We start from the raw sequence: 15,872 nt of genomic DNA on the forward strand, positions 1-15,872 counted from the left end.
AGGGCGCTGGTAGATACGGATTTCCGTGCCACCCATATCGTGGTCAGTCCGCAATGGTTATTGTGCGCACATGAAGCGGGGACTGCGGGGAGGCGTTGAGGATCGTTGGCACCGCGACCCACGGCCACATGAAACGCCCCCCGAGCCGCTAGACAGCGACGCGGCGGGATGCTGGTGCGTGGACAAAGGCATGGCACGCTGGGTGGACACACAGAGCCAGGAACGAACCAAGAGCTACATCCGCAAGGATCAAGCCGAGGCTTATCAGCAGCGCCTAGAACGCATGAAAGCCGCGATCCAAGTCATCGAAAACGAATGCGCCGACCGCATACGGCAACTGCCCTACACCACACCCATTCCCCCAATGCCTGATGTACCACCATCTGAACCGCAAGAGACGCTGCGGGCGCTGCCCTCCGGTGAACTCGTCTTCGACTACGAACCCACGACACACCACCCCAAACCTAAGAACCCACCTGGTACACCGTGGCGCGGCTAACCCCTACCGCCTTGGCAATGGCGGTGGCCGGTTCCCCGTTACCGTAAATCCGGCGCGCTAACACGATATCCCCCTGCCGTAGGTTCGCCGCTCCGGGCCTGACATTCGCTTCAGTATATTGCCAGGTGGCAGCAGGTTACTCACAGCTAACGTGTCAAAACCTAAGCCTCCTCCTCGATCCAGCAAACACTATATGGTGGACATACCCTGGTATGGTCTGTCATGATCCACGCATCAGCTACATGCGCAACACGCGCGGGGCGAGGAGCGGGAGGGTCTTCAACACGTGGTTATGAGCGATCGTTGGCGTATGTCGCCAGGTTTGCGCAGGGTATCGGCTGTGGTTGCTATTACGGCACTCGCCATCGGTGGAGCGAAGATCGCCAGCGACCACACCATGGCCGGTAGCGGATTCTCGACCGTGGCGACTGTGGCAGCTGATCCCACTGGAGGCCCCACCGGAGGCCCCGGAGGTCCCGATGGGATGAACGGGGGCGCGTTCCAGCCGCCCGGACTACCACCACAGCAGCCCGATTACCGGGGCGGTATCAACCAGCCACCGCTTGATCAAAACGGCGGGGTGAGCATCTACAACACGGGATCACCTGGTGCACAACAAGTTCCAGGTCAGCAAGGCGCACAACAACCCCAACAGGGCTGGGACCAACCCGCACACGGCACGCAACCGCCTAATTACTCGACCGCCCCCGGGCACACCCAAGGCCCCGGTCAACCGAACCCTAACTACCAAGCACCGCAACAACAGTCCCCCCAGCAGGGCCAACAACCCCAAGAGCAGCAGCCGAGTGAGGCACCCACGCAGACCCAGCAACCCGAGCAGCCGAAGAACGAGCAGGACGATACCAACCAGCAGATGGACCAGGAAGATGAGTTCCAGCGGTGTCTTGCGCAGTTCATTGGAGGCGGTGGTTCATTACTCGACGGCCCTAGCTTGGATCCGATATTCCAGGCCGATGGCGCGTGCAGTGATTGCGACAGGGTCACGCCTAGACAGTTCAATAGAAACTGCGAAGAGTATTCGCTCATGGTGTCGGCAAAAATGCCCATGAACATGCCGTGCGGCTATATTTATGACCCGCAAAGCAAGATTACTCCAAAAGAAGACTCGGCACTCCATGACTATTGCACAAGTTCACCCAGTAAGTGGGGAACGACGGACTTTGCGCCAGCGTGTGCGAGGCACGACATGTGTTACGAACGCGCACGTCCAGCGGGGCTGGGTCTGGGGCCCTGCAATGATCGTTTCAAAGATGATCTGCGGGCCGTCTGCGATACTCTCCATACTGGTGCATCAAATTGGCTGTGCCATAGAACTGCAGGTTTCTATTGGTCCATGGTCACCTTGTTTCACCTCCGTGAAAACTGAAACTAAACCAGGGGTTATTTCGAATGCGACCATCAATGTTGAAGTACCTAGTACTCCTGCTCTATATCGCTACTATCTTCCTAACTTTCTACGTTCACGTTGACTGGCCAAGGCTCGCGATACCATTCCTGGTGGCGCTTGGGACGCTCGCAGTGGGCCTGTACCCGAGCGGCCATCGGCCAACATCGCAGGAGATTGTCGCGACTCTGCTACTGCTTTCTGCATTCGCCATTGACTTGTGGACTACGATTTTCCTGGGAAGTAAATGGAACGGCGGCCTATATATTGGCATCATCGCTCTAGGATTCTTTTCTTGGCTGATGACAGTTGCAGGACTTCTAGCTGTGCCAGCTAATACATTTGCAAAGTTGCTCAGATGGGGCTAACTAAGGTGAGATTGGAATCATGGGCTGCGATTATTCTTTCGACTGTCGCATTCACCACTGCCTGCAGTCAAAATCAAAGCACGGAACCCGATACTAGTTTTGTAGAAATACCCAATGAGCTATCTGGTGATACCACCGTCACAGAGTTTGGCGCTGTTGGCAGCTGCATAGCTCTATCCGGACCCAACAGAAACAGCATTAAAGCCAAAGAAGCACAATGCGGAACAGCAGAAAGCAATTACCGTATTGTTGCTATCAAGATGACTCGCGACCAGTGCCCCGCAGATTCGGATCAACGATATCGTCGTTGGAATAGGGATTCGCAACAAACTCTGTGCCTAGATTTCGACTGGGTTGCCAATGGATGTATGTCCATTGGACAGGAGACTTGGTATGCCAAGCGTGTCACATGCACTGAAAGCCTTGCTGAGCGTCCCACGAAAGTTCTCTTAGACGTTAACTCCGTCGCTGCATGCCCCAATGGCGGCTATGCACACCCTGTGCGCCGGTTCACGATCTGCACACAAATTCAGAAATAGCTCCCAGCGCCACGCCCCGCATCCGTTTCAACGCACCACAGACCTAAAGCCTGTTAGGCGTGCCCTGGTCACCGGAGAGAGAGCGGGCGCTGGCCGAGTGAGGCGTGCACTAGCCAAGTTAAGGGGTCACCCCCAGGGGGTACGTGGTGGCTTGCGAGCTATGGGCCGTTACTGCGGTGGCACAGGGACACAGAGTGCGAAGGTTTTGTAACCGTCCATTCTGTGGCTGAGGTTGAATCGGAGTTCGACGGTGGCTGGAGATCCTTGCAATTGGGTCGCTAGGTCCATTTTGGCTGGGACCACTTGCCCGCCCATAACGTTTATCCCGAGGAAACCTAATCCCTCAGTTTCGTATTGCTTGCCGTTGCTATCCACGACAAGAACGTTATGCGAGTCTATATTGACTGAGTCGCTGTCGTTATTCTCGACACGTAACGTGAACTGCAACTTTCTGGGCACTGAGTAGGTGACATCGGTGACGACGATACGTAGGCCGTCTGATTCAACCCACCACGGCCCGGAGGGTGCACCACAGGAGCTATCAGGTAACGCGGACGCTGAGGGTGTCGCGGTTGTGGACGTAGAAACACCAGGAACGGTCAGGGTCGGCTCGGACGCCCGCATGGGTCTGGTAACTGTCACGGTTGCAGGGGCGACTGACTGAGCATCACTTTTGATGGCTACATCGGGTTTGAACAGGTACATTCCCGCCGCAAGAATAACGCCGATACCTATTGCTCCGATACCGATATTGGTAGTGCTGAATTTGTGGTCCCCCCAAGTTATCTCAGTTGGGTGCGCCTTATCGAGAACGTTCCCTTTGAATAGGAGCACCGCCCCGGCTAACGCTAGCCCGACACCGAGAAAGAACAGCAGCACCCACGCTACCCACCCGACCCACTCTGGCATGTCGACTCGTCTCCGTCGCTCGCGGTCGGTAAAGGCGGTTACCGCCCCCGCGTAGGCGACTTCCTGCCACAGCTACACCAGCTACAGCAAGACAACTAATACCCGGCGGCACTGACAACGCGATAGCCGACACACCGGATACCACTCAAGGCGTGCATGCGGCGCTTAGGCGATGTCCTCGACCTAAGGGGCCCTCGGGTGCGGCCAAGCAGGGAGTTGGACCAACGGAAGCTCATTCAGCTGTACAAAAGTTTCGACCTCGATGTGTTTTTTACCGGACTCGGAAGCGTTACCGAAGGTGATTGGGTCACTAAGTACGGGAAGCGTTCTCAGAAGACCACCGGGAAGGTCACCAACGTCAAGTACGTGACCGACCGGGCAGACCTGGACCTGATCGCTTCTACCGTGGTCCAGCTCCCCGGCGACTCCGGGTGCCCCTGGTACACCAAAGGACCAACCCTGGTCGAGATGGGCTCTAGCGGTGACCAAGAATCTGGCGGCGGCAACGAAGGCAGCCAGGCACAACCATCGGGCCCGTCGTTGACCTGATACGCCAAAACTCCCCCCGCTGGGGAAAACGGTTCAAAGTCTGGCTCACCGATTAACCCAACACCTACCGCCTTGGCAATGGTGGTGGCCGACTCGCCCGAGGCGTGCATCCGGGCCGCTAGGGCAGACTGTTCGGCGCTAAGAGCCTTGGGTCGGCCAACATGCAGGCCCCGCGCTTCGCGGGCCTCACGGGCCGCTGTGCGGCGTTCCTTGCCCAGTTCTAGTTCTAGCTCTAGTTCGGCCAGGCTGAGTGCGCGCAAATGCAACAGTTACGGGCACTGACAAGCTGCTCGTCGAGGGGTATCCGTTGTCGCTACCAGGGATTTGGTGTAGGCCCTGATAGGTCGTATTCGTATGTTGGCGAATACCAATCGGGTTGGTGGTGCCGACGGGTCTGGTTGTGGGGAGGATGACGAAGGCCCCACTGCTATATGAGTTTCCAGGACGGGATCTGCTGAAGAATTTCCGACCAGGATTGCGCGTACTCACGCATGATTTCTTCGCTTGACTCGTCATCCAGGCCCATTGCAGCGCCCTTGTCATAGTCGGCGAAGAAGACTTTTCCATCCGATAGACGGATCGCCAGAGCGCCGCCGTTACCGCGTACTACCGGAATGTAGGTGTCAGGAATCCAGCCGTCAAAACCCCCGCCGCGTCCCACGATGTCCGTGGCGTCAAGGAATTTATCTGCAACCGCATCGGTACCCAGGAACAGATGCAACCTGATGTCACCGGTTCCGACGCTGAGGACGAAGTTCCGATAGTCGGACGGCAGTGAACCCACATCCTGCAATACGACATCGAGCTGTGTCTGCGTCCAAGGAGTCAACTCTTCCTGGTCAAGGTCCATGCACTACTCAATTCTCTCTCCCAGCATCAACTGGCGCTTAACGATCACAGACAGACCGTGCGCCGGTTCTCTACCCTGGCTATCCATGACAGCAGAAGACGCCTCCAACGACACCGCACGCCTGGAGGCGGCGTTCCCCAAGTCAATCCGCACCGACGTGGTCGCTGCCTTGGCGGTGCTGCCCACGAGTTCGCTCACCAAGCCCGAAGGGTCGAGGCTATCCCCACACTCGATCGGCTCCAACCGACGCCAGTACCACCTAACCGTGGGCGGAGAGGCCATCGAGATTCCCTCTCGCATCTATCACGACAACCCAGGACCAGACCACGTCGCGATGCCGCCGGTGCGGCGAACGATCCTGGGCTGCTTGTACACCCGTCACCACGACGGATTCGTGCGCCAACAATGGCTCCGCACCATCATCCATGCCCGGCAACCCTGGGTTGCGCCGTTCGTGATTCAACTCCTCGGCGAGTACGTACCCGAAATCATCGACGACATATGCCACTACCTCTCCGACCCAGACCAACCCCGCACCGCCCAGTACGGGCGTTTCGTCGCCGAGAACCCCCAGTTCCTCACACTCACCCGCCAACGGGCGCACAGCTACTGGAACACCTACTTCCGAGGGAAATACCCACGCCACCCCGACTACCCCGGATACGCCCTGCTGGCCTCATTCGAAGCCATAAAGGCAGACCACCAAGACACAGCCCCAACCGCTCGATGAGCTTGACAGAACGACAGAGACACCCCCATGAACACGCTGCTGCTGTCAATCCTCAGCGCGCAGAGTTCGAGCGGTCGATCATCTTGGAACGTGAATCATCGACTGCGGGTAGCTCGAACCATCGCCCAAATCCATACGCCGATAAATGACAGTACGGCCGCGCAACCCACCTGAAACCAGGGGGGATCAAGCTGGTTCAGGAGCATGACAAACGTGGGCAGAGCGAACCAGGCGACGAGAAACAAGATGACTGCGACACGTTTGTTCATCACGATCGTCAGATTCCGCTACCTCGGGAGCGCCAGCCACAGGCCGCTGACCAGCTCAAGCCCCCGAGCATTAGGCATGAGAGTGCTACCCACCACCATTGCCTGTCAGCAACAAAACCAACGAACAGAATCGCGACCGCGACAAACAGGGTTGCATTGAGCGTCCAGAGATCTCCCCATATAAGTTTCAGGACACGTCGCATACAGCAAAGTGTAAATGACAACGACGGTATCGCGATTGCTGTACGAACTAATCCTGCTCGGCCAAAACTCGATACACGGTCGGCCTGCTAACACCCACAGCCTTAGCAATCGTGGTTGCCGATTCCCCCGAGGCATGCATACGGGCCGCTAAGGCTGCCTGTTCGGCGCTAAGGGCCTTAGGCCTCCCGACAGTAGGCCGCGTGCTTTGCGTGCCTCACGGGCGGCTGTACCGGTTTGCGATCCTGAGGTGCTCATCCCTCACGCGCAGAGGCCAACAGAGCGCCCACAACGAACAGGGCAAAGAGCACCGCGCCGCCACTGGCCGCCCACCAAGACTGGAGCTTATGGACACCATCGACCATGAGGCAGATCACCGCAAGTCCAGCCACGGGCGCAAGGCCATAAAACACCTGACGGGGAACTGCCGGGGGCGCTTACAGATCGTCAACACAACGTTTGAATCACCTGTCGTGTCGCGACATGGACCTGCCGGGATATCTGCGAAGAAAGACCGAGTTCCCGCATATGGGGAACATCGATGACCGTAGTGACCACTCCCGGCCCATCCGATTCCCAGCGCGCACCTAACCGGTTCAGAATGGTGCGCATCGCGTAGTTCTCCGAGAGCACCGAGGCCGTGAATCGGCGTATACCGTCCGCACGCGCCGATACCGATAGCGCCTCCATCAGCAGTGTTCCGATCCCGCGGCCCTGGTAGTCGTCACCGACCGTGAGGGCCAGCTCGGCGCTCTCGGGTTCGTCGAGATGGCGGATGAATCGAGCATCGGCCACGACAAGATCCTCAAGGCCGTCGGGCCCATCGGTGAGGGCCCAGGCGAAATGGTCGAGGTAGTCCACCTCAAACAGGTACGTGATCATCCGCTTACTGGGGACTCCCAGAAACCGGCGATACACCGTGCGCCGTGACATCCTCGCCAGTCGCCGCCTGTCACCGGGCAGGATAGGCCGCAGGTAGAACTCGGTGCCGTCGCGCAGCCGCACGGGAATCGGGGTGACGAAGGTGGCTAGGCGCTGACGCGCCGTCCACACCAATGCCTCTGACACGCCGGGGATTTCAAGCATCGCAGTAAAAGCATCACTGCTACCCGCCCAGCCTCGAAGCGGTTCGGTCGCGACGACGGTCGCCGTCCGGGCGGTCCCGCGCAGGAGCGCTATCTCACCGACAACCATGCCGGGCACCACGTGCGCGACCACCGAATCCCCGTTCTCTCCGGCATGAAGAATCTCACCACCACCCGAGCCGAGGAGCAGGAACCAGTCGGCCAGCGGAACAAGCGCACTGACTGGATTGCCTCCAAAGAACTCCAACTCTGCGAGATCGGCGGCATCGACACCCACGATGTACACCGCCCTGGCTCGACTGGCTGAGTCTGTTCGCATGGTAGTCATCGCCGTCACGTCCGATCAGCTATTGACGGAACCACATGCAAGCCGATGCACGTGACATTCTCACGCCATCAATGCAGCCAACCGGTCCAGCTTGCGCAACGTAGCGTCGCGAGACTCCACCGGCAGCAGGCCTAGCAGCACACGATGCACCCCGAGGTCCGCATGGCGTTCGATATCTCCAGGCTGCGGCTCCAGGATGGTCGCTATCACAGGAACCGGCGGCGTGCCTTTGTGCGCTGCCAGCAGATTGAGTTCGCCGATCCCCTTCTGAAGCTCTTCCACCCCAAGCATTGTCGGCGCCATCCAGCCGTCGGCGTGGTCGAGCACCCGTTCGTGGGTGGACGGGCCCCAGCCCCCTAGCCACACCGGCGGGTGCGGTTTTTGAACAGGCTTGGGCCAGGAACGGATCGGGTCGAACGCCACGTACTTGCCGTGGAATTCGGCCTGCTCTTCTGTCCAGATCGTCTTGACCGCTTGGATACGCTCGCTCTGTAATGCCACCCGCGTGCGCGGGTCGGTGCCGTGATTTCGTATCTCTTCGCGAAGCCATCCAACGCCAATCCCTAGCTCTAGCCGCCCGCCCGACGCCCTGTCCAGGGTCGCAGCTTCCTTGGCGAACGTGATCGGGTCTCGCTGGACCAGCAGCGCCACCGCGGTACCGATACGAAGGTCCCTCGTCGCAGCTGCCGCGAAGGACAACGCTACGAACGGATCGAGGCTTCGGCAGTAGTCGCGGGGTATCTCATCCCATCCGGCATGGATGGCTTCGATCGTCACCGGTATGTGCGTGTGCTCCGGCACGAAAAGGGATTCGAACCCGCGCATCTCGATCTCGACCGCTAGCTCGCCGGGCTCCAGGCCTTCGTCGGTAAGCGCAGTGAAAATGCCAATCCGCATGAAGCTAAACGTCTTTGTCGTCGGGCAGCGGCACCGCCGCGGAAAGCGCCTCAAACTCGGCGTCACTGAGCACGATGTCCCCGGCGGAAACATTCTGCGCGAGGTGCGCTTCCGACGATGTTCCCGGGATCGGCAGCAGAATCGGAGAGCGACGAAGTAGCCATGCCAAGGCAATCTGTGCCGGGGTGCTGCCGTGCGCATGCGCGATGACATCCAAAGGACCGCCGACGCCTTCCAGTCCTCCAGTAGCCAATGGGAAGTACGGGATGAAGGCAATGCCGTGGGCCGTGGCGTAGTCCACCACGTCAGCTGCCGACCGATCGGCGAGGTTGAACAGGTTCTGCACTGATGCGACGGACACGATCTGCCGTGCCGCGCGCAGCTGGTCCACTGAGACCTCCGAAAGTCCGATGTGCCTGATCTTGCCTTCGTCTCGCAACAGCTTGAGTTCACCGATCTGGTCTTCGAAAGGAACAGCCGGATCGACTCGATGCAGCTGGAGCAGATCAATGCGCTCCAGCTTCAGGCGCCGCAGGCTCATTTCCGTCTGCTGGCGCAAGTATTCGGGCCGCCCCAACGGAATCCAGCCCCACTCCGCCGGGCCGGTGCGCGCGATACCTACTTTGGTGGCGATCACGAGATCACGGGAATACGGGTGCAGTGCCTCGCTGATCAAGTCTTCGACGGTCTGCGGGCCATACGCATCCGCGGTGTCCAGGAAATTCACTCCCAGCTCAACCACGCGTTTGAGCAACCGCACCGCGGATGCTGGATCCCGCGGCGGGCCCCACACGCCCGGGCCGGTCAACTGCATCGTGCCGTAGCCGATCCGATTGACGGTGATGTCGCCGCCGAGAGTAAGCGTTCCTGCTCCAACGGGCTGTGTTGATGTCACGATTCTATCCTGCGCAATCTGAACTCAAGAGGCGACGACAATTGTTCGCCTCATATGGATTTGGATGTGGTTCCTACTATTCGGGCTGCTGGTCCAGCGCAAGCCGGGCCAGCAGCTCAAGCCCATCGGCATCGGGACTGCCGGGGTCACCCGAGTAGATGAGCAGCTGCTGCCCGGGCGCCCCACCGACGGCAAAGGTGTCGTACTGAAGGCTGATCTCGCCGATCTGGCTGTGGCGGAAGCGCTTGGTCCCGCTCGTGCGCGGCCGGACATCATGCTGCATCCACACGAACGTGAAGACATCGCTCTGAATCGTCAACTCACCCACAACTTCTGCTACGCGCGGGACGTCGCGAAACGACACCGACATCGCGCGCAGATTTCGGGCGGTATCCCGCGCGATGTCATCCCACTCGGCATAGAACTGACCGGCCACAGGGTCGAGGAAAACCATGTAGGCCAAGTTGTCCGCCCGGGCGAAGTCACCGTAAAGGGCCTGCGCGTGGGCGTTCATCGCCAGAATGTCCAGCGCCGGGCTGATGACCAACGCCGGGGCGTGCACCACATTGTTGACGATCCTCATGGTCCCCTCGCTGGCTTCGCGCTGGTCGCCGACGGCGGGTGCCGCCCCAGACGGCCTGGCAAGGCCGGCCAGATGTTCAGCCGCATGCGTATCCAGCTGCAGTGCACGGGAAATCGCCCGCAATACCTGGTCTGAGGGATGTCGCTCACGGCCCTGTTCAAGCCTGCTGTAGTAGTCGGCACTCACCCCGGCCAGTGCGGCAACCTCTTGCCGACGCAAGCCTAAAACACGGCGCGGCTCATCCTGCGGCAGCCCTGCCTGCACCGGCGACACCAGAGCACGGCGCGCCTTCAGGAAGTCGCCCAACTCATTTCGCCGATCCATGTCCTCAACATACTCACGGCAACTCACCTCAACCAGGGTGTAATACACCCACCCAGCCGCACATTGCCTCAGCCGCAAGGGATGCCCAGGTAGGAATAGCGCACCCTGCCACGACGGCGCGCGCAAATCTACGCTGAAGAAGCAACGAGATATGCACGAAACATGTTGCAGTAAAAGGAAAGAGGACACTTGATGGGCATTTTGGCAGGCAAGACGGCGCTTGTTACGGGCGCGTCGAAGGGAATCGGCGCGGCCATCGCACGCGACCTGGCGTCAGCGGGAGCGCACGTGGCAGTCCACTACTCATCAAGCAAGAGCGGTGCTGACCACGTCGTGAAGTCGATTCATGACGCCGGAGGCCGGGCCTTTGCCATCCAGGCTGACATCTCCGACCCGGCCAGCGTCAAAGGACTGTTCGCCGAGCTCAGCACTCGGCTCGACGCGCTCGACATCCTGGTCAACAACGCCGGGGTGTACGACATGGGCGCGATTGAATCGGTGACCGCGGACGAACTTCAACGCCAGTTCAGCCTCAACGTCTTCGGCCTGGCGATCACGATCACCGAAGCACTCGGCGTCCTTGACCGCGGCTCGAGCATCGTCAACATCGGGTCAAGTGTCACCAGCTTCACGCCAGCCAACTCGCTGGTGTACACCGCCTCGAAGGGGGCCGTGGACACGATCACTGGCACGCTCTCCAAGGAGCTGGGTCCACGCGGCATCCGGGTGAACTCGGTCAATCCCGGGTTGACCGTGACCGACGGCATGCAGTCCAGTGCCTTCTCAAGCCGCGAGTTCCGCACCGAGATCGAGAACCTGACCCCCTTGGCCGGATCGGTATACCCGAGGACATCGCACCCGCGGTGACATTCCTGGCCTCGGACCGCGCTTCGTGGATCACCGGAGAGATCCTGGTCATCGGCGGCGGCCTGAACTAAAACCTCCGCACACCCCTGTCCAGTTCGCAATTCGCCGTTGCCGGGCGCGTCCCATGGCAATAATGCTGATGGCTGGAAGGAAACAACCATGGACAAGCTCCGCACCAGGGTCATCGTCGGGATCGCTGCCGCCGGCATGTCAGTGGGTGGCCCGTTCGGCGCCGGTATTGCCCATGCGAATGACCACACGTTCCTGGACAGTCTTCGCAACGCCGGGGTCTTCATCCACAAGGATGCCGAGCCGTACGTGATCCAGGCCGGACACCAAGCGTGCCGCGATCTGCGCAACGGCGTCCCGCCCGAAGAGGTGGGCTCGCAGTTTCCCGTGGGCTCCGGCGTCGCTCCCGCGCCTGCCCCCAACGTGTACCTCGACATTCTGCAAAGCGAGCTATGCCCGAACGCGCTGAACCTCGCACCACCCCGACCGGCATAATCGCTCACGCGCCGGTACTGATCACGCCTTCACCGCATCCCACGCCGCACGTCCTAGAACCGGCGCAGCGGCCAGCATGTCGAACTCGGCCGACCGGGCCAGCCACAGCCGGGCGTACTCGACGCACGGCCCCATCCACACGGCCTGACACAGCCTGGGCGGCAGGGGTTTGATGAGCCGCTTGTCCACGTGCGGTTGCAGCCACGCACTCGCCTTGCCATAAAAGTCCTCGTTCAGCGCGGCAATCGTCGCGCGGGACTCGTCGATCACCTCGAACTCGCGGCAGTGAAACAGGAACCGAGCCCGCATCTCATGGGCGACAACCCACTCCAGATGAAAGCGAACGGCGCCCTCGATCCCACTGCGCACGCTTGAACTTTCTTGCAGCACATCAAGATACGCATCGTAGTAATCGCGCAGCGTTTGCAGGTACAGCTCGGCGGCGACGCCTTCCTTGCTCCCAAAGAAGTGATAGATGCTGCCCACGCTGGCGCCGGATTCGCGGTGCAGCGCCTCGACCGTGGCCCCCGCCACCCCGCTCCTCAAAAACGGCGTGAGCGCTGCGTCGAGGATCGCGCGCCGGCGGGCGACACCGGCGTTCGAGGCAGTGGGCACCACCGAACAATACTGAACCGGCCTTGACTAGAGAATTGTTCTAGAATAATTTTCTATTCCACGAGCGTTCTCAGCGATGGAAGGGACTGCCGCCCGTGAGCACGAAGACCGAGAACCGCACGAACAACGAAGCGCGGAAGGCAAGTCCCATCGACGTGGCCCTCGGCATCGCCTGTGTGGTGTGGGTCGTCATGACGCTGTGGTCGGGCATCTCGACCGGCGGGGCGGGCCTGCCCGTAGCCGCCCAGACCATTACCTCGCTGGCACTGGTCATCGCGGTTTTCGGACACATGCTCAAACACCTCGGCGTGAAACTCGCCTCGGCCTACTTCGTCATCGCCTCCGCCATGGAGTGGGCATTCGAGCAGGCCAACATCAGCTTCGGCGGATTCATCTGGGGAGATCTGCGCTACGGCGACATACCGATGATGGGGCCGCACATCGGCAGCGTTCCCCTGCTTGTTCCCGTCGGCATGGTCGCACTGCTGTGGCCCATCTACGTCATCATCAACGTGATACTCGACGGGAAGATCGTGGTGAACCCACGCACCCTACGGCCATGGCAGGTCGTCTGGCATTGTGTGCTCTACGGCATGCTGCACGCCTGGATTGCCTTCTTGGCCAACGGTTTCTGCACGAAGTTCGGCATCTACGAATGGGTCGGCAAGTCCAGGGCGCTCGCCCCGCAGGACTCGTTCTTCGGCGATCCGGCCCTGCCCATCGGGTGGGCGATCTGGGGCTTCCTCATCACGCTCATCATCTCATTCGTACTCCTCCCCTTCCTGGGCAAGGACGCGCTGGCGCGATCAGAACAGCGTCCACTCAGCTGGGTCGACGCCGCACCCATCGTGGTCATCGGGGCATACGCCTTCGGGTTATTCCTCAACCCCGTGAACGAGTCCGTCGGCAGCGTCATCCTGTTCATGTTCGGATTCATCTCACTGCTGTCTTTGTATCGGTTCTCCGCAGCCTTGCTGGAGCAGCATCAGCGCAGCTGACGTAGCCCTTCTGTCATATATTGCCCAAACCACGCGATCCGCTCCCCAACTCTGTCCCCCGCATTGGGTAGGGTCCCTCGGCGTGACTCAGAGCGTGACCGTGAAATCTGTAAATTCCCGCCTCGCTGCGGAACTGGAGGTCGCTGAGGCCCAGGTCACGGCGGCAGTTCGGCTGCTCGACGAGGGTGCGACGGTCCCGTTCATCGCGCGATACCGCAAGGAAGTCACCGGCAGCCTGGATGACGGCCAGCTGCGCAGTCTTGAGGAAAGGCTGCGGTACCTGCGGGAACTCGACGAGCGTCGCGCCGCGGTGCTGTCCTCCATCGAGGAGCAGGGCAAGCTCACCGACGACCTCAAGGCGTCGCTGCTCTCTGCCGACACCAAGGCGCGTGTCGAGGACATCTACCTGCCGTACAAGCCCAAGCGACGCACCAAGGCACAGATCGCTCGTGAGGCCGGGCTGGCACCGCTGGCCGACCGGCTGCTGGCGGACCCGAACCTGGTGCCCGACGAGGTGGCCGCCGAGTTCCTCACCGAAGATGTCGCCGATGCCAACGCCGCACTCGACGGCGCGCGCCACATCCTCATCGAGCGCGCCGCCGAGGACGCCGAACTCGTCGGCGCCACCCGCACCAAGTTCTGGGCCGACGGCTCCCTACGGACCGCCCCGTGGTCGGAGGATGCGGCGAAAAGCGAAGCCGCACAGAAGTACCGTGACTACTTCGAGTTCTCGGAGTCCCTGGAGACCATGCCCTCGCACCGGGTGCTGGCCGTCATGCGCGGCGAGAAGGAGCAGGTGCTCGCCCTCAACTTCGACGGCGGTGAGGACGCGCCGTATGAGGCCATGGTCGCGCAATCACTCGGAGTCAATCTGACCGCGAAGACCCCGGCCACACCGTGGCTGGCCGGCACCGTCCGGGTGGCCTGGCGCGCCAAGCTCATGTTCTCCGCCTCTGTCGATGCCCGCCTGAAGCTGCGTCAACGCGCCGAGGAAGACGCCGTCGGAGTCTTCGCCCGCAACCTCAAGGATCTGCTGCTGGCGGCCCCCGCCGGCACCCGCCCCACGCTGGGCCTGGACCCCGGGTTCCGGACGGGCGTCAAGGTGGCCGTGGTGGACGGCACCGGCAAGGTGGTCGACACCTGCGCGGTCTACCCGCACCAGCCGCAGAAGAAGTGGGACGAGGCCAAAGCCACCCTCGCGGCGTTCGTCGCGCGCCATGGTGTCGAGCTGATCGCCGTGGGCAACGGAACCGCGTCACGCGAAACCGATGCCCTGGCGGCCGAGCTCATCGCCGACATCAAGGCCGCCGGCGCCAAGGCCCCCACGAAGGCGATGGTCAGTGAGGCGGGCGCGTCGGTCTATTCGGCCTCCGCGTACGCCGCCCACGAACTTCCCGACCTCGACGTCACGCTGCGCGGTGCGGTCTCGATCGCGCGACGCCTGCAGGATCCGTTGGCCGAATTGGTGAAGATCGAACCCAAATCGATCGGTGTTGGGCAGTACCAGCACGATGTCACCCCCGGCACGCTCGCGCGCAGTCTCAACGTGGTCGTCGAAGATGCCGTGAACGCTGTCGGTGTCGATCTGAACACAGCCTCGGTGCCGCTGCTTGCACGGGTATCCGGGGTGACGGAATCCTTGGCCGAGTCGATCGTTGCCCACCGCGAGAAGGTGGGCGCCTTCCGTAGCCGCAAGGGACTGCTGGAAGTTCCCCGGTTGGGCCCCAAGGCCTTTGAGCAGTGCGCCGGATTCCTGCGCATCCGTGAAGGCGACGATCCACTCGACGCGTCCGGGGTGCATCCCGAGTCCTACCCGGTGGTGCGCAAGATACTGGACCGTTCGGGTGTCACCCTCGCCGAGCTGATCGGCAATGAGCGCTCACTGCGCTCGCTCAAACCTGCCGACTTCGCCGACGACCGCTTCGGAATTCCCACCGTGACAGACATTCTCGGCGAACTGGAGAAGCCAGGACGTGACCCACGGCCCGCGTTCACCACGGCCACCTTCGCCGCGGGCGTCGAAAAGGTGTCGGACCTGAAGGTCGGCATGGTGCTCGAGGGTGTGGTGACCAACGTCGCCGCCTTCGGTGCGTTTGTTGATGTCGGCGTGCATCAGGATGGCCTCGTGCACGTCTCGGCGATGTCGGACCGGTACGTGTCCGACCCCCATGAGGTGGTCAAGTCCGGCCAGGTGGTGCGGGTCAAGGTCACCGACGTCGACATTCCGCGTCAGCGCATCGGGTTGAGCCTGCGCCTCACCGACGATCCGCAGCAGGGCAAGCGCCCCGAGGGAGCCAACGCAAGCGCACCTCGACGCGACAACAAGAATCAGGGACGGCCAAACCAGAACCGCGGCAAGAATTCCGGTCGTCAGCAGGAGAGCCGGGCGACCGGTTCGATGGCGGACGCATTGCGTAATGCGGGCTTCGGGCGGTAAACGCGCCCTGGATTGTCGGT

General features: G+C 61.2%; 16 protein-coding genes and 3 pseudogenes. 9 read left to right on the forward strand and 10 right to left on the reverse strand.

What is annotated here, in order from left to right:
* Positions 1 to 190: 190 nt before the first annotated feature.
* The gene (locus AC5Y5C_RS17620; protein ID WP_499976119.1) at positions 191 to 499 is read left to right on the forward strand and encodes a hypothetical protein; all 309 of its coding nucleotides are present in this window, start codon (positions 191 to 193) and stop codon (positions 497 to 499) included.
* Here AC5Y5C_RS17620 and AC5Y5C_RS17625 read toward each other — a convergent pair.
* Positions 465 to 563: a helix-turn-helix domain-containing protein gene (locus AC5Y5C_RS17625; RefSeq protein WP_499974700.1), complete on the reverse strand. Its 99-nt coding sequence runs from the start codon at positions 561 to 563 to the stop codon at positions 465 to 467. The genes AC5Y5C_RS17620 and AC5Y5C_RS17625 overlap by 35 nt on opposite strands.
* Positions 564 to 785: 222 nt before the next feature.
* Here AC5Y5C_RS17625 and AC5Y5C_RS17630 point away from each other — a divergent pair, with 222 nt between their 5' ends.
* Together AC5Y5C_RS17630 and AC5Y5C_RS17635 are read left to right on the forward strand one after the other, a co-directional pair.
* Positions 786 to 1,886, forward strand: coding sequence for a phospholipase A2 (locus AC5Y5C_RS17630; protein WP_499974702.1), 1,101 nt, complete (start codon positions 786 to 788; stop codon positions 1,884 to 1,886).
* Positions 1,887 to 2,262: 376 nt separating this feature from the next.
* On the forward strand, positions 2,263 to 2,811 hold the full coding sequence (locus AC5Y5C_RS17635) for an LppU/SCO3897 family protein (RefSeq protein WP_499974705.1): 549 nt from the start codon (positions 2,263 to 2,265) through the stop codon (positions 2,809 to 2,811).
* A 168-nt stretch (positions 2,812 to 2,979) separates the two neighbouring features.
* Here the strand turns inward: AC5Y5C_RS17635 and AC5Y5C_RS17640 are convergent, their stop codons facing one another.
* Positions 2,980 to 3,720 (reverse strand): hypothetical protein, encoded by a 741-nt coding sequence (locus AC5Y5C_RS17640; protein WP_499974706.1) that lies wholly within the window; start codon positions 3,718 to 3,720, stop codon positions 2,980 to 2,982.
* A gap of 198 nt (positions 3,721 to 3,918) precedes the next feature.
* On the opposite strand from AC5Y5C_RS17640, the gene AC5Y5C_RS17645 reads away from it, so the two are divergent.
* Complete coding sequence (locus tag AC5Y5C_RS17645) at positions 3,919 to 4,269, forward strand: chymotrypsin family serine protease (RefSeq protein ID WP_499976122.1); 351 nt, start codon at positions 3,919 to 3,921, stop codon at positions 4,267 to 4,269.
* 59 nt (positions 4,270 to 4,328) lie between these two features.
* Here AC5Y5C_RS17645 and AC5Y5C_RS17650 read toward each other — a convergent pair.
* Both AC5Y5C_RS17650 and AC5Y5C_RS17655 read right to left on the reverse strand, forming a co-directional pair.
* Positions 4,329 to 4,502: pseudogene (locus tag AC5Y5C_RS17650) on the reverse strand (helix-turn-helix domain-containing protein); the annotation flags it as partial.
* Positions 4,503 to 4,696: 194 nt separating this feature from the next.
* Entirely contained in the window at positions 4,697 to 5,119 is a 423-nt protein-coding gene (locus tag AC5Y5C_RS17655) for an SMI1/KNR4 family protein (protein WP_499974710.1), read from the reverse strand.
* An 85-nt stretch (positions 5,120 to 5,204) separates the two neighbouring features.
* Here AC5Y5C_RS17655 and AC5Y5C_RS17660 point away from each other — a divergent pair, with 85 nt between their 5' ends.
* Positions 5,205 to 5,849 carry a hypothetical protein gene (locus tag AC5Y5C_RS17660; RefSeq protein WP_499974712.1) on the forward strand — a complete coding sequence of 215 codons (645 nt, stop codon included), beginning with the start codon at positions 5,205 to 5,207 and terminating at the stop codon, positions 5,847 to 5,849.
* A gap of 519 nt (positions 5,850 to 6,368) precedes the next feature.
* Here AC5Y5C_RS17660 and AC5Y5C_RS17665 read toward each other — a convergent pair.
* The 5 genes and pseudogenes from AC5Y5C_RS17665 to AC5Y5C_RS17685 form a co-directional block, all read right to left on the reverse strand.
* Positions 6,369 to 6,565, reverse strand: a pseudogene (locus AC5Y5C_RS17665) (helix-turn-helix domain-containing protein); the annotation flags it as partial.
* A 201-nt stretch (positions 6,566 to 6,766) separates the two neighbouring features.
* Positions 6,767 to 7,723: a GNAT family N-acetyltransferase gene (locus tag AC5Y5C_RS17670; protein ID WP_499974714.1), complete on the reverse strand. Its 957-nt coding sequence runs from the start codon at positions 7,721 to 7,723 to the stop codon at positions 6,767 to 6,769.
* A gap of 69 nt (positions 7,724 to 7,792) precedes the next feature.
* Positions 7,793 to 8,629: an LLM class F420-dependent oxidoreductase gene (locus tag AC5Y5C_RS17675; RefSeq protein ID WP_499974717.1), complete on the reverse strand. Its 837-nt coding sequence runs from the start codon at positions 8,627 to 8,629 to the stop codon at positions 7,793 to 7,795.
* 4 nt (positions 8,630 to 8,633) lie between these two features.
* Positions 8,634 to 9,527, reverse strand: coding sequence for an aldo/keto reductase (locus tag AC5Y5C_RS17680; RefSeq protein WP_499975986.1), 894 nt, complete (start codon positions 9,525 to 9,527; stop codon positions 8,634 to 8,636).
* Positions 9,528 to 9,600: 73 nt separating this feature from the next.
* A complete protein-coding gene (locus AC5Y5C_RS17685; RefSeq protein ID WP_499974720.1) occupies positions 9,601 to 10,431 on the reverse strand; it encodes a helix-turn-helix domain-containing protein in 831 nt (276 codons plus the stop codon).
* A gap of 192 nt (positions 10,432 to 10,623) precedes the next feature.
* On the opposite strand from AC5Y5C_RS17685, the pseudogene AC5Y5C_RS17690 reads away from it, so the two are divergent.
* Positions 10,624 to 11,369, forward strand: a pseudogene (locus tag AC5Y5C_RS17690) (SDR family NAD(P)-dependent oxidoreductase).
* 88 nt (positions 11,370 to 11,457) lie between these two features.
* Entirely contained in the window at positions 11,458 to 11,802 is a 345-nt protein-coding gene (locus AC5Y5C_RS17695) for a DUF732 domain-containing protein (RefSeq protein WP_078358951.1), read from the forward strand.
* A 21-nt stretch (positions 11,803 to 11,823) separates the two neighbouring features.
* Here the strand turns inward: AC5Y5C_RS17695 and AC5Y5C_RS17700 are convergent, their stop codons facing one another.
* The gene (locus AC5Y5C_RS17700; protein ID WP_499974723.1) at positions 11,824 to 12,417 is read right to left on the reverse strand and encodes a TetR/AcrR family transcriptional regulator; all 594 of its coding nucleotides are present in this window, start codon (positions 12,415 to 12,417) and stop codon (positions 11,824 to 11,826) included.
* Between the two features lie 95 nt (positions 12,418 to 12,512).
* Here AC5Y5C_RS17700 and AC5Y5C_RS17705 point away from each other — a divergent pair, with 95 nt between their 5' ends.
* A complete protein-coding gene (locus AC5Y5C_RS17705) occupies positions 12,513 to 13,415 on the forward strand; it encodes a hypothetical protein (RefSeq protein ID WP_499974725.1) in 903 nt (300 codons plus the stop codon).
* Between the two features lie 82 nt (positions 13,416 to 13,497).
* Positions 13,498 to 15,852, forward strand: coding sequence for a Tex family protein (locus AC5Y5C_RS17710; protein WP_499974727.1), 2,355 nt, complete (start codon positions 13,498 to 13,500; stop codon positions 15,850 to 15,852).
* Positions 15,853 to 15,872: the final 20 nt, after the last annotated feature.

This window comes from Mycobacterium sp. NGS15, assembly GCF_059813245.1.

Coding starts and splice junctions, on each gene's coding strand:
- AC5Y5C_RS17620 (WP_499976119.1), top strand. CDS start 191: ATGGCACGCTGGGTGGACACACAGAGCCAGGAACGAACCAAGAGCTAC.
- AC5Y5C_RS17635 (WP_499974705.1), top strand. CDS start 2,263: ATGGGGCTAACTAAGGTGAGATTGGAATCATGGGCTGCGATTATTCTT.
- AC5Y5C_RS17640 (WP_499974706.1), bottom strand. CDS start 3,720: ATGCCAGAGTGGGTCGGGTGGGTAGCGTGGGTGCTGCTGTTCTTTCTC.
- AC5Y5C_RS17655 (WP_499974710.1), bottom strand. CDS start 5,119: ATGGACCTTGACCAGGAAGAGTTGACTCCTTGGACGCAGACACAGCTC.
- AC5Y5C_RS17660 (WP_499974712.1), top strand. CDS start 5,205: ATGACAGCAGAAGACGCCTCCAACGACACCGCACGCCTGGAGGCGGCG.
- AC5Y5C_RS17670 (WP_499974714.1), bottom strand. CDS start 7,723: ATGCGAACAGACTCAGCCAGTCGAGCCAGGGCGGTGTACATCGTGGGT.
- AC5Y5C_RS17675 (WP_499974717.1), bottom strand. CDS start 8,629: ATGCGGATTGGCATTTTCACTGCGCTTACCGACGAAGGCCTGGAGCCC.
- AC5Y5C_RS17685 (WP_499974720.1), bottom strand. CDS start 10,431: ATGGATCGGCGAAATGAGTTGGGCGACTTCCTGAAGGCGCGCCGTGCT.
- AC5Y5C_RS17695 (WP_078358951.1), top strand. CDS start 11,458: ATGGACAAGCTCCGCACCAGGGTCATCGTCGGGATCGCTGCCGCCGGC.